Raw genomic sequence first — 12925 nt, forward strand, 5'->3', positions numbered from 1 at the left:
TGACGCGTGACGGGTAACTAGTTACACTCAGGAGCAAAGTCCGGTTTTCAGAACTCGTCATTGGTCGTTGGTCGTTGGTCACTCGTTACTGGTTATTGAACCTGATCGCCTGTCCGTCGCGAATCCGCTCATTCCCTTTGACCACCACTTGTGCTCCGGCGCTGAGGCCCTCGGCCTCGACGGCAACCTGCATTCCCTGATAGCCGCGGATTTGTACCGGCAACATTTTAGCGGTCCCCTCGGCGGCGAGGAAAACAACATTCTTGCCGAACTGTTTGATCACCGCATCACGCGGCACCAGCATGCCCTCCAACTTGGGACCGTTTGGCAGCCTGGCGTGAGCTTCCATCCCTTCGATCAGTCCTCGAGCATCATTGAGCTTTAGTTTGACGGTGAAGGTGCGGGTTGAGACATCCCCTTGCGGGATGAAATGGATGAAACTGGCGGCATAGGTTTTTCCATTACAGCGGACGGTTATTTGGTGGTCGCTCTGCAGGTAGCCGAGCAACTGCTGCGGGACATCAACATGGACCTCAATGGATCGATCGTCGGCAACGAGAGCGACCTGACCGCCGCTGGCGACCCATTCGCCCGCTTCGGTCAGTTTGCTCTGTACCAGACCACTAAAAGGCGCAGGGATACTGGTTTTCTGCAGTTCTAGTTGCTGATGATCGAGTGAGGCTTTAAGGGCTGCGGCACTTTTTTCCAGAGCCAGAACGCCATAGTGGTTTTCGTCATAAAGGGTTTCGGCGACCGATTGTTCCTCGAACAGCGACTTGATCCGTTGCAGATCCTTGCGGGCGCGCTCCAGTTCGATCAACACCTGCTCATAGCTGGCGCGGGTTCCCGCCAAAGTGGTCTGCAACAAGTCGCTGCGCAGGGTGACCAACGGCTGTCCCGCTGTGACGCGCGCACCTTCACTGAAGTGGACCTTTTCGACAATTCCCGAGACTTCGGCAGCCACCCGTGAAACGCGTGCATAACGCACGCTGCCGACCAGTTCGACCAGTGGTTCTGCGGTGCCGGTGGTGACTGCGGCGACTTCCACCAGCATCGGCGGCGGACCCTGTGGTTTCTTCGCTTCTTCGGCATGAGTCAGTGCCGGACAGCACAGGCCCAGCAGCAGGACGAAAAGCAGCTCTTTTATGGGATTGAATTGCATGTGGTCTCCTCGTTGATCCCCGTCAGGGAAAACTCGATGATATGGGCGATCACTTGTTCGCGCAGATTACTTTTTTCCGGCAGCCCGACCAGCATCTGGAAGGCGCTTGGGAAACGGAGGAAGTGAAAAATCTGGCCGCTGATACTGCCGATACAGAGAGAAATTTTCTCTTGCGTCAGCTGTGGGCAGATGTCACCCATCGATTTTTTAACGATCAGATGAATCGGCACAATCAATTCCTTAAGGAGCAGCTCCATTGCGTCATCATCTTCCGCCAGGCGGTGAGAGATCAGACGCAGAAACTGCTGTGTTGCTTGCATCGTTTCATCACTGTCAAGGTAGAGCAAAACGTAGGCGGTAATTATCTGACGCAGACTTGGATGCTCCTGCGTCAGAATTATTTGTTGTAGTTTTGCACATTTTGCTGCTGCCGTACTGGTAAACTTTTGGCGCAAAACCTCCAGGTAGAGATTCCGTTTGCCGCCGAAATAGTAATTGACCAGAGCAACATTGACTCCCGCGGCTTCGGTCAGTTCGCGGACACTGACTCCATCAAAGCCGTCTTGGAGAAAAATCTCCTCGGCAACAGTCAGAATTCGGTCACGGGCATTCATGTCAACAGTGGTTTTTTGGCATTTCATAGCGCGACATTTTAAACAGCGTTTAAAATGAGTCAAGTTTTTTTCTCAGCAACTTGTGTGGAAATCTATTTGTCAATTAGGGAAACCCTGTTAAAGGGATTTTTCTGCGCGAGGCGCAGTGCAAAAGGTTCTGTTTCTAAACTGACAGATATCATTTAGCTAAATAATTGTTAAATAGGAATTTTATGATATTTTAATGTAAGTTTGATCCTTTGATAGAGGTTTGTTGATCAATGGCTTGTTTTCGTGTTTGCTTGTCTTAAGGTTATTTATGTCCGTGAACCTCCAGGAGATTGTTGATATCGCGAAGCTGCTGGAGTTGGCGCAATTTTTCTTCGAGTCGGTTGGTGTCCCGCTGCGCATTGTTGATAAAAATAAACAGAGTCTGATTGCTTTGGGCGAGCAACCGATTTGTTCAGGGTTTCATCGTTTTTATCCGCAAAGTCAACTGCTCTGTCAGCAGAATCTGGAATCCGTATTTCAACGTGTCGATGGTGATGCCCTCCATCTAACCTGTCCGCTTGGTTTGGAGATGGTTGCTGTTCCGATCCGTCTGCGTGGTTCATTGCTGGGGGTGTTCTTTCTTAGCCCGTATTTGTATGTCTCACCCGATGGTGATTATTTCCGTCGCCAGGCGCAGGCTTATGGTTACGATCAACCGACCTATTTGCAGGCCTTGGAAAAGGTGCCGATCGTAGCGAGGGAGCGGATCGATTTTTGGGTGAAGTTTTTCCAGCGTTTTATCGGCCTGTTGGTCCAGCTGGGCGATGAAAATCGCTGTCGGCTGAAAGCAGAACAGGAAGTACGCCAAGCGGGAACTTTACTGGAACAAAAAGTTGCCGAGCGGACCGACGAGTTGAACAGCGCCTTGAACGAGGTCAGCGATCTGGCAGCTAATATGAACACCTTGCTGCGGCAGGTCGAAACAATGGCCGTGACCGATACCCTGACCGAAACCTATAACCGCCGCAAGTTCGACGAGGTTGCCGTCATCGAACAGCAGCGCGCCCTGCATGACAAGCTGCCCTTTTCGGTCATTATGCTGGATATCGATCATTTCAAGCGGGTCAATGATCAGTACGGTCACAGTGCCGGTGATCAGGTGCTGAAATATCTATGTGATGTTGTCCGTAGCTTGATTCGGCAGGGGGATATGCTGATCCGTTGGGGCGGCGAGGAATTTCTGATTGTTCTGCCGGCGACCCAGTTTGACGAGGCTGCGCCACTGGCCAAGCGGATCCGGCTGGAGATCAAGCAGGAACATTTTCCCAGCGTGGGGCAGTTGACCGTCAGTCTGGGGGTTGCCCAGTTACGGACCGACGACAGTATCGATAGCCTGATTCAGCGGGTCGATCAGGCTCTCTACCGGGCCAAGCAGACCGGGCGCGATCGGGTCGTCTATGAGTCGCCACACTCCGAAGCAAGCTGATGGTATTTCGCAGACAAGCTTCGGCGATTACTCCCGCCAGTCCCGCTTGCCAATCCGAATGATCATGGTCGTCATGTAGTTTAAATCCCCCGGGATCCAATCTTCCAAGCTGTCAACCAGCAATTCACCATCACCCTGTTCGGCGCAACTGACCAGTTTGCTTGTCGCCAGCAGGTCGCGTTTTTTTAGCAATTCCAACAGTTGTTCAATCACCCCGGCTGCTTTGTAGAGCACCAACGTTTCGCAGTGATCGAGAGCGTTTTCGACTGCAGCTATATCGGTTGCTGACATCAGGGTCAGTCGGTCTTCCTGCAGGGTCAGCGGGTCGTGAAAGCGGCTGGCGCCAATCTGAAAAGCGCTGATGCCGGGAACCAGGTGGATTCTCTCTTTTTCAACGTCGTCGGAAAGGCCATAGAGCAGGTAGCTGGTTGTGGCGAAGATCAGCGGGTCACCGATGGTGATCATTGCGACTGATTTACCCTGCTGCAGTTTTGCCAATACATCGCCGGCAACGCTATTCCAGCGTTCGCGCGTGGTATTGCCGTTGCGCTGCATTGGGTAGTTAACCGTCATCACCTGTTGCTCTGAAAGGTAGGGTTCGATGGCACTGAGCGCCAGTGAACGGTTGCTCCCTTTGGCTTGCGGGGTGAGGATAATATCGGCCGACTCGATGATCTTGACTGCTCGTACCGTCAACAGGTCGGGCGAGCCGGGGCCGATGCCGACGGCGTAGAAGTGTCCGGGTTGGGCTTGCATTATATATCCTTCGTTGATTCTATTTTGTAGGGGCGACCTACAGGTCGCCCGCGTGTGGGTAAACGAAAATCCAGGCGACCCATGGGGCGCCCCTACCTTATTGTCGCTCTATAAAATAGCGATTCAATTCCAGCACATTATCAAAGCTTTGTGTGTTGGCTCGTGAATACTGCAATTGGTCGACTTGCAGGTAATCTGCTTTTAGGAGTAGGTACTGCCCCCGTTCTGTCGGCGGCGTCGGCTGCTGGTTCATCGGCCCGACCTGCCAAAGGTAGATCTCCGGTTGCAGGGCCAGCACCGCCTCGGGATTAAAGCGCAGCATCTTGCGCGATCCGCCGCTGACCAACTTACCGCCGGCGGTTTCGATAATATCGGCGAGGATGTTTTTTGTCCCGGCGATGGTCAGCGGGACTTCGGTGATTTCGTAGATAACGCGTGGCACCGGTGCAATGGTTTGCAGCGCTTTAAGCTTCTGGCGCTGCGCTTCAATCAGTTTCAGGCCCTGTTCTTTGCGGTCGATCAGGCTGGCCAGTTGGCGCGTTTGCTGGAGAATCTCTTCCAACGTGTTTGGACTGTAGTAGAAGATCTTTGCCGCAACAGCGCTGGCCATCGCTTGGGAGAAGAACTTGTTGGAAGAGACCACCAGTAGGTCGGGGCGCAGCGAGGTGATGATTTCCAGGTTCGGGCGGATGTGCGAGCCGACTTTTTTTGCCTGCGGGAACTCCACAACGTTACGGGTTTTGCCGACCACCAGTCCGCTGGCATCGAGTTTTTCGATGATGTCGGCCGCCGCCGGAGCGAGCACAATAATCCGCTGGAGCGCGTAACTATTGGTGCTGAAAAGTAAAAGCAGCAGTGCCGCGAGTAACCTGGACATCGTAGGTCTCCGTAAGAAGTTCGGCCGTCAGTTGCTCACGGCTGACATCGGCCAGCAGCTTGCCCTTTTTCAGCAGCAGGAAACGCTGGAAAAATTGCTCGGCGAGATTAACATCATGGACCGGGGAGATAACCGTCTCGGCGCGACTGGCGAGGCGTTCGAAAATCTCCAGCGTATGGCGGATATCGAGACCGGCGTTCGGTTCGTCCAGGTAGATGATCGGGGCCTGCTGGTTGAGTACCCGGGCCAGCATCACCCGGCGTTTTTCGCCGCCGGAAAGCTGATTGAACTGTCGCTGCCGCAGGTTTAACAGGTCAAGCATTTCCAGTTGCTGCTCGCTGAGCTGTTTATCCTGCGCGCTGAAGCTGTTACCGCGACTGTGCGGGAAGCGGCCGAACAGCACCACCTCTTCGACGCTGAAGGGGAAAATGACTTCAGAAAACTGCGGCAATAGGGAGAATATGTGCGCCCGTTCGGCAACCGGAATCTGCTTCAGTCGTCGGCCGTCATAACTGATCGCGCCTTGACCTGACAGTGTTCCACAGAGCAGTTGCAGAAGGGTGCTCTTGCCGCTGCCGTTTTCACCGAGGATGGCGACCTTTTCGCCGGCTTGAATCTGCAGTTCATCCAGTTGCAGATGGAACTCAGCGCGGCTAAAACTCAGCTTTTTGACCCGCAACTCAGCCATGCCAGAACCTCTCACGGCGGGTTTTCAGCAGGTAGAGAAAGAAGATGCCACCGAGCAGGGCGGTGATGATGCCGACCGGCAGTTCGGCGCCGCCGGGGATGATGGTGCGTGAGGCGGCATCCGCCAGCACCAGCAGCAGCGCGCCGAGCAGCGAGGAGAAGAACATGTTTTGCTGCATATCGCTGCCGAACAGGCTGCGGGCGACATGCGGCACGATCAAACCGACGAAACCGATAATGCCGGTATGGCTGACCGCTACGGCGACCAGCGCGGTGGCGACGACAAAGGAGAGGGTGCGCAAGCGGTCGACATTGACGCCAAGGCTTTGCGCCGAGTGTTCATCGAGGGCGAGCATATTCAATTGCAGGGCGCGGCCGTTGAACAGCAGGTAGGCGACCACGAAGACCGCCGTGCAGAGCAGCAGCTTGCCCCAGTCGACCACGAAGAAGCCACCCATCAACCAGAAAACGATCGATGACAGCGAGTCTTCGAAAAAATACTTGGCGAAACTGATCACCGAGGAGGCGACAATATTCATCACCACGCCGGCTAGAATCATGGTGACCGGGTTGATGACACCATCTGTTTTTGACAGCCGGTAAACGGTCATCAGGCCGATCAAGCCGGTGGCCAGCGCGGCGATTGGTACCAGTGCCACCGGCAGGCCGAAGGCGATCGCTAATACCGCGCCGAGAGCCGAAGAGCTGGCGGCGCCGGTGGTGAAACTGTCGGCCAGCGGGTTTTTCAGCGTCAGTTGGTAGACGCTGCCTGAAAGGCCGAGCATTGCGCCGATGACTGCGGAAAACAGGACCCGCGGTAGCCGCAGTGAAAGCAGGATGTCGCGCTCAACCGGGCTGGCAGCAAGCGGGTTGATGGCCGTTGAGCCGACCAGGCAGGCGGCGGCCAGGGTCAGCAGAAAGATGATGATGAGCAGTTTTTTCAAATTTCGACCTTGGCAACGATCCGTTTGGCGATCAGAAATAGTACCAGCAGGATTCCCGCCAATACCCCGAACAACGCATAATCAATCTCCGCCCCCGGTGTCAAGGTGGCACGGATCAGCTGCGTCGAGTAGGTCAACGGGAAGATGCTGGCGACGGCGCGGATCGCCAGCGGCATCTGTTCGACCGGGAAAAATGTCCCGGAGAGAAACATCATCGGGGTGATCAGGAAGGCATTGATGGTCGCCTGGTCGCTGTGACTTTTAACGATCATCGCCGCAACAAAACCGAGCAGGGCAAAGATCGCCAGATGCAGCAACAGGGCGAGCAAAAACAGGGGGCCGAGGCGTAGGCTGACACCGCAGAACATGCTGTAAATTGCGATGATGGCGACCGGGATCAGCCCCTTGGTGATGCCGTAGCAGGTTTCGCCGACGATGATCTGCCAGCGCTGTAGTGGTGCCAGCAGGTACTCTTCAAAAACCTTGAAATAGAAGCGCGAGATGTTGATCTCGGTGGCGATGCTGTAGGCCTGATTCATGCTGCTCATGGTCAGCAGGCCGGGGAGCAAAAAGGCCAGGTAATCGACGCCGCCGACTTGAGCGCCGCGACCGACGCCGTAGCCGAAGGCGAGCAGAAACAGTGCCGGGGAGACCGCCGAAGCGAGCAGGGTTTTGAGCAGCTTGCGGCGCAGGATCAGTGTTTCACGCAGGTAGATGGCGCGCGCGCCGTGCAGCATCATGGTTGCCTCTTTCGTAAGAAAGAGCAGTCAGGCATGGCTAAGCAAAAAACGCCAGCTGCAAGGCGCGCAACTGGCGAGCAATGAAGCGTACACCAGTACGCTGAAGCAGCGAGATCAATTGCAGAAACAAAGCAGATGGTTTTTTTTTGTGACGCCATCATGATTCGATCCTTTTGCCGGTTAACCGGAGAAAGACATCTTCCAGCGTGGTCTCGCGGATGCGTACCGAGGTGTCGAGCTGTTCCAAGCGTTGCAGTGCCGCCGGTCGGTCGTTAAAGAATTCGTTGTGGATGTCGTCCTCTTGATAGATGTCGAGGACAAAATTGCCGGCCGATTTTTTTAATTGGTCCGGGGTGCCTCCGGCGATAATTTTTGCCTGATCGATAATCAGTACCCGGTCGGCCAGTGCCTCTGCTTCTTCAATATAGTGGGTGGTGAGAAAGACGGTGCAATTCTGCTCCTGGTTGATGCGGTGCAAAAAGGCCCACATCTTGCGCCGACTATGCGGGTCGAGACCGACGGTCGGTTCATCCAGGAAGAGGATTTCCGGTTGATGCAGCAGGGCGCGGGCAATGACCAGTTTGCGTTTCATGCCGCCGGAGAGCTTGCCAGCCGGGGTATCGCGTTTGCTTTTCAGATCGGCAAATTCGAGGCAGCTGTCGATGCGTTGTTGCAGTTTTTTTCTGGACATGCCGAACAGCCGGCCGTGAATCAGCAGGTTCTCGGCGGCGGTCAGTTCGCGGTCGAGGTTGTTGTGCTGTGGCACCACGCCGATCAGGCGCTTGACTGAGAGGCGCTGCCGGTCAAACAGTTCGCCGTGATAGCGGATTTCACCAGCATCGGCTTTGAGCAGCCCGGTGAGCATGTTGATGGTGGTGGTTTTGCCGGCACCGTTCGGCCCCAAAAAGGCGAACAACTCGCCGCGGCCGACACGGAAATCGATGTTGTCAACGGCAAGCGTCTTGCCAAAGCGGCGGGTCAAACCGGCGACTTCAATCTCACAGGGGCGGCCGTTGCAACTGAGGGCTTCAGCGCAGCTCAATCCCGGCCTCCGTGGCAGCATCCTGCAAGTGATTGATGAATCGTTGCCGAACCTTCGGATTGTCGCCCAGCCCGTGCATGCTGGCACTTACTTCAAGGCCGGCTGCTGTCAGTTGGGATTTCCAGGAGTCGCTCTCCTCGCCGGCCATATCGTTGCTGGCGTGATCACCGGCAACCACCATCAGCGGCTTGAGCAGAACTTTCTGCTTGCCAACCGTTGTCAGCTTGTTCATGACCGTTGCGAAACTCGGCTGTCCTTCGACCAGACCGACCAGGGTTTTGACCTGGGGATAACGCAAATTCATCAACTGCTCGAATTCGTAATACAGGCCGGTGGACAGGTGGTCGTTGCCATGTCCCATGTAGATCAAAACCGCCTGTTGCTGTGCGGCCAAATCCACGTCGTCGCTCAGGCTTTCGACCAGGGCTTGTAAGTCTTCGTGGTAGGGGTGCTCAGTGCCCCAAGTCCCCATTAGTGGTCGACCGAGAGAGATCTTGTTGAAGGGTTGCCAGCGCGTTTTATGGGTTTTAATTGACTGCAATCCATCGATATAAGCCGCGACATCGAGGAATTCCTCACCGTGGGTCAGCAGGGTGGGCTGCACGACGATGGTTTTGTAGCCCTGATCCTGAAAGTCGGCGAGGGTGCCGAGCACGTTTTTGATCCGATAGAAATATTCGGGGACTTGCGGGTGGGCGCTGCGGTAATTGGCATCGGTTGCCCGAGCGTGCCATTTTTTGCGGATAATATTGGAGGTGAAGGCCATCTGCACCGGAGTCTCCGGATAGGTCGCCTTAATATCACGGACGATCGCCAGCAGCGAATCGACCGCTGAAGGATAGCTGGTGCCGAAAGAAGCGACGACGATGGCGGTTTTTTCAGCGCTGGCGTTTTTGTCTTGCATGGCGAAACTTCCTCCGCAGCAGAACAGGCAGATGAGCACAGATATTAGCAGGTTTTTCAGAACAGGGTATCGCATGGTGATCCTCCTCGTAGATCGAAAAAAAGCCTCCGGCAAGCTTCCGGAGGCCGGGTACACCCGTCCCTCCGACTCTGTTTGCCATCCACAGCCAGTTGCGGTTTCCAGGCAGGCTTTCTGACTTCGGGATCATGCCGAACTTTTCACCCTTCCCACCAGATGTGTCTATTGGAGATTCTGGCAGTGGGCTCTACTTTGAAAAGTTCAGTCCCCCGTTACAGCGGCGGGTCCGCGGGAGAATTTCACTCCACTTTCCTGCACCTGGAACCGATGAAAATAAAAAGCCCGCAAACCATAAAGGTTCGCGGGCTTCATCCGTTTTAGAAGCGTTGCGTTGTGCCAATCTCCCATAGTCCCGGGGAGGGTAAGGCCTTTTGTCCAGCAGGTCTTCTGGCTTGCGAATCGTCCTCGGGGCCGCCTTCCCGTGCGCGATATCAAGCACAGTGGCATTGTGGCCCTTCGTCCTCGCTCACAGCGGCGGGTCCGCGGGGGAATTGCACCCCTCTTCCCTTGGCTGGACAAAGTCAATAATGTTTAAGTGGCCGTTATACGGCAGCTGCTGGTTTTAAGTCAAGCGTTGTGCTTTATTTGGTCAGGGTCGAATCTTTGTAGGGCACGAGTAAAATCTGGATACGGCGATTCAGCGCTTTGCCCTCAGCATCGGCATTGCTGGCGATGGGGCGATACTCACTGTAGCCGGAAGCGACCAGACGATCGCCCGGCAGGCCGACCTTGTCCTGCAGAAAGTGGACAACGCTGGTGGCCCGCGCAGTCGAGAGTTCCCAGTTGGTCGGGAAGCGCTCGCTCAAGCGGCTGCTGATGCCGACGTTGTCAGTATGGCCTTCGATTTGCAATGCTTTTTCGGGGAAGCTGTTAAGCACGTCACCGAGGCTTTGCAGGACCTTTTGGCCCTCTTTTTTGATTTCAGTTTTACCGGAGTCGAAGAGAATCTTATTCTGCAGATTGACCGACAATTGTCCTTCCAGATTGGAGATGGTCAGTTCGCCCCGTTTAATCTCCTCTTCGAGAGCTCCGACCAGTTGATCGTAGGTGTTTTTAACTTTGGCTAAACGGGCCTCCCGGGCAATTTTTTCCTTCTCCACCTGCTGCTGCAGTTCTTCGATGGTCGCCAGCATTTGCTCGTTGATTTGTTGCATGTCGGCCAGTTGGTCTTGCATCGCCGCAATCCGTTGTTGATGGCGGCTGAGGTCACCTTCTTTGCGCTCCTGTTCCGCACCGGCCGCCAACAGGTTTCGTTGTAGTTTGGAGTTTTGTTGCAACACGTCAACCAAGCGCGCATTCAACTTTGAGAGCTCGTCCTGGAGGTCTTTTTTGCCCTGGCGGAGTTGCTTCGTGTCGGCGCTCATCTGGCTGACGTCACGACTGAGTAAATCAGCTTCATTGACCTTTTGTTGGTAGGTATTCTGACTGACACAGGCACTTAGCCACAGGGTCAGGAAAAGTAGTGCTGGTAATAATATCCTTTTCATTTTATCTCTCCTTGTATAAAAGCTAAGCGCGACCGGTTAATCAAAGACCCATTTTTATCACAAGTCACGGAAATGTAAAGAGGATTTCCGCTGCAAGAACAGCCATTTTCGGTTGCGGGATGCGATCTCATTATGCTATAGCTTGAAGCTCGTTTAGAGAGTGAATCTGACTGTTTTTTCAAGTACGTTGTGTCTGTTTGGAGAGTGTTGATGCAGTTTGAAATTGAGCGGATTATCCGTACCGCTTTAGAAGAGGATATCGGCCTTGGTGATGTAACCACTGAAGTCACTGTTGCTGCCGATACGGTGGCGCGTGCCCAGTTGGTTGCCAAAGAGGATTTTACCCTGGCCGGGATCGATATCGCGGCCACGGTTTTTCGCACTCTTGATCCTGCCGCTAATTTTGAAAAGTTGCTCGAGGATGGACGCAAGGTCAAGCGGGGCGAAGTTCTTGCCTGGATCAGAGGGAAGGCCTCGGTTTTGTTGCAGGGAGAACGGGTCGCCCTGAACCTGCTGCAGCGGATGAGCGGCATTGCGACTTTAACCGCATGTTACGTCGATCAGGTCGCCGGAACGGGGACTTTTATTGTTGATACTCGTAAAACCGTGCCTGGTTTGCGCGCCCTCGATAAATACGCGGTCCGCATGGGTGGCGGACGCAATCATCGCATCGGTCTGTTCGACGGCGTGTTGATCAAGGAAAATCATGTCGCCGCTGCCGGTGGCATCACCGCAGCGATTGAGCGAGCGAAGCTGAAATTGCCACACACCTTGAAGATTGAGATCGAAACCCGCAACATGGAAGAGGTGCAGGATGCTCTGGCGGCCGGTGCCGATATCATTATGCTCGACAATATGACGCTTGACGAAATGCGTCAGGGCGTCGAATTGATCTCTGGCCGCGCGCTGGTTGAAGCCTCTGGCGGGGTCAATTTGGAAACGGTCCGTGATATTGCCGAGACTGGTGTTAATATTATCTCGGTCGGTGCCTTGACCCACTCGGTTAAGGCGGCTGATATCTCCATGTTGTTCGATTGATGGCGTCGCAAAAATACCATCCTGCGGTGTTGCAGGTCATGATCAAGATCTCGACATACTTTTGTATGTCTTCGTCCTTGCTCAATCCCGCTGCCTAGCAGGCCGAAATTTTTGCTTAGCCACCGTAGCCACCGGTCTTTCTAAGCCTATTAAACTGGAGCGCTTTTGACCTCACGCGATAAGATCCTCAGCTTGTTTCGCCGTCAACCCGAAACTTTTATCTCGGGACAGGAGATCAGCCAAACACTGGCCATCTCTCGGGCCGCAGTGTGGAAGCAGGTTGAGTCGTTGCGTGAACAGGGCTTTGAGATCGAAGCGCAGCGGTCACGCGGTTACCGTCTGCTCGGCGGGCCGGATCTGATGCTCGCCAGTGAGATTGAAAAGGGGCTGGGCTGCAAATGGCTCGGTTCTTCACTCCACTGTCTCGCCGAAATCGATTCCACCAACGCTCGGGCGCGCCAACTGGCGGAAGAAGGTGCTGCCGACGGAACGGTCATTATCGCTGACCGACAAAGCGCTGGCCGCGGACGACTTGGCCGGCGCTGGGAATCCCCATCAGCTGTTAATCTCTACTGTTCCATCCTGCTGCGCCCACAAATTCCGGTTCAGCAGGCTCCGCAAATGACCTTTCTTTCCGCTGTCGCGGTCGCTGAAACACTTCAAGAACTTTATGCATTATCTGCCCGGGTTAAGTGGCCCAACGATATCCTGGTTGGCGGAAAAAAAATCGCCGGACTTTTAAATGAGATGAATGCCGAAACCGAGCAGATCCATTTTGTTATTCTCGGTATCGGTATCAATCTGAATATGACGACTGAGCAATTCCCGGAGCAGCTGAATTACCCGGCGACTTCGGTTTTTCTGGAACGCGATGAAAAGATCGACCGGGTTGCTTTTGTGCGTGCTTTTCTGCAACGACTCGATGGCTATTACGGTGAATTTCTGGCCGAGGGGTTTGTGCCGATTCGGCGTCGCTGGGAAGCGCTTTGTGACTTGATGAATGCACGTGTTCAAGTTGAACATTGGCAGGGAACTGTGGTTGGTTTGGATAGTGACGGAGCCTTACGTCTGCAACTGGATGATGGCCGGGTGGAACGGATTCTGGCCGGCGATGTCAGGCCCTTGTAATATCGATATCTA

General features: G+C 54.4%; 13 protein-coding genes and 2 riboswitches. Of the genes, 3 read left to right on the plus strand and 10 right to left on the minus strand.

Translation table 11 applies throughout. The annotated features are described in order from the left end of the window. Positions 1-85: 85 nt before the first annotated feature. Both ACZ5PT_RS11840 and ACZ5PT_RS11845 read right to left on the minus strand, forming a co-directional pair. Positions 86-1162 carry an efflux RND transporter periplasmic adaptor subunit gene (locus tag ACZ5PT_RS11840; RefSeq protein ID WP_464263242.1) on the minus strand — a complete coding sequence of 359 codons (1077 nt, stop codon included), beginning with the start codon at positions 1160-1162 and terminating at the stop codon, positions 86-88. After that, positions 1144-1803, minus strand: coding sequence for a TetR/AcrR family transcriptional regulator (locus tag ACZ5PT_RS11845; protein WP_464263243.1), 660 nt, complete (start codon positions 1801-1803; stop codon positions 1144-1146). The genes ACZ5PT_RS11840 and ACZ5PT_RS11845 overlap by 19 nt, the downstream gene beginning before the upstream one ends. Before the next feature lie 271 nt (positions 1804-2074). Between ACZ5PT_RS11845 and ACZ5PT_RS11850 the strand changes: the two genes are divergently transcribed. Beyond that, entirely contained in the window at positions 2075-3232 is a 1158-nt protein-coding gene (locus ACZ5PT_RS11850) for a diguanylate cyclase (protein ID WP_464263244.1), read from the plus strand. A gap of 27 nt (positions 3233-3259) precedes the next feature. On the opposite strand, the gene cobI is transcribed toward ACZ5PT_RS11850, so the two are convergent. From cobI to ACZ5PT_RS11890, 8 genes are all read right to left on the minus strand, one after another. Continuing rightward, on the minus strand, positions 3260-3988 hold the full coding sequence (gene cobI, locus ACZ5PT_RS11855) for a precorrin-2 C(20)-methyltransferase (protein WP_464263245.1): 729 nt from the start codon (positions 3986-3988) through the stop codon (positions 3260-3262). A gap of 97 nt (positions 3989-4085) precedes the next feature. Continuing rightward, positions 4086-4865, minus strand: coding sequence for an ABC transporter substrate-binding protein (locus tag ACZ5PT_RS11860; RefSeq protein ID WP_464263246.1), 780 nt, complete (start codon positions 4863-4865; stop codon positions 4086-4088). Then, positions 4816-5553 carry an ABC transporter ATP-binding protein gene (locus ACZ5PT_RS11865; RefSeq protein ID WP_464263247.1) on the minus strand — a complete coding sequence of 246 codons (738 nt, stop codon included), beginning with the start codon at positions 5551-5553 and terminating at the stop codon, positions 4816-4818. Before ACZ5PT_RS11865 ends, ACZ5PT_RS11860 begins: the two co-directional genes overlap by 50 nt. Continuing rightward, positions 5546-6496 carry a FecCD family ABC transporter permease gene (locus ACZ5PT_RS11870; RefSeq protein ID WP_464263248.1) on the minus strand — a complete coding sequence of 317 codons (951 nt, stop codon included), beginning with the start codon at positions 6494-6496 and terminating at the stop codon, positions 5546-5548. The genes ACZ5PT_RS11865 and ACZ5PT_RS11870 overlap by 8 nt, the downstream gene beginning before the upstream one ends. Continuing rightward, complete coding sequence (locus ACZ5PT_RS11875; protein ID WP_464263249.1) at positions 6493-7236, minus strand: ABC transporter permease; 744 nt, start codon at positions 7234-7236, stop codon at positions 6493-6495. Before ACZ5PT_RS11875 ends, ACZ5PT_RS11870 begins: the two co-directional genes overlap by 4 nt. 157 nt (positions 7237-7393) lie before the next feature. Then, entirely contained in the window at positions 7394-8278 is an 885-nt protein-coding gene (locus ACZ5PT_RS11880) for an ABC transporter ATP-binding protein (protein WP_464263250.1), read from the minus strand. After that, positions 8265-9257: a sirohydrochlorin cobaltochelatase gene (locus ACZ5PT_RS11885; RefSeq protein WP_464263251.1), complete on the minus strand. Its 993-nt coding sequence runs from the start codon at positions 9255-9257 to the stop codon at positions 8265-8267. The genes ACZ5PT_RS11880 and ACZ5PT_RS11885 overlap by 14 nt, the downstream gene beginning before the upstream one ends. Before the next feature lie 90 nt (positions 9258-9347). Continuing rightward, positions 9348-9537: riboswitch (cobalamin riboswitch) on the minus strand. A gap of 83 nt (positions 9538-9620) precedes the next feature. Further along, positions 9621-9791: riboswitch (cobalamin riboswitch) on the minus strand. 50 nt (positions 9792-9841) lie between these two features. Continuing rightward, positions 9842-10747, minus strand: a complete 906-nt coding sequence (locus ACZ5PT_RS11890) for an OmpA/MotB family protein (protein ID WP_464263252.1) — start codon at positions 10745-10747, stop codon at positions 9842-9844. 210 nt (positions 10748-10957) lie between these two features. Here ACZ5PT_RS11890 and nadC point away from each other — a divergent pair, with 210 nt between their 5' ends. Next, the gene (gene nadC, locus ACZ5PT_RS11895) at positions 10958-11785 is read left to right on the plus strand and encodes a carboxylating nicotinate-nucleotide diphosphorylase (protein ID WP_464263253.1); all 828 of its coding nucleotides are present in this window, start codon (positions 10958-10960) and stop codon (positions 11783-11785) included. A 165-nt stretch (positions 11786-11950) separates the two neighbouring features. Next, positions 11951-12913 (plus strand): biotin--[acetyl-CoA-carboxylase] ligase, encoded by a 963-nt coding sequence (locus tag ACZ5PT_RS11900; RefSeq protein WP_464263254.1) that lies wholly within the window; start codon positions 11951-11953, stop codon positions 12911-12913. The last annotated feature ends 12 nt before the right edge of the window (positions 12914-12925 follow it).

It is taken from the genome of Desulfuromusa ferrireducens (genome assembly GCF_055389805.1).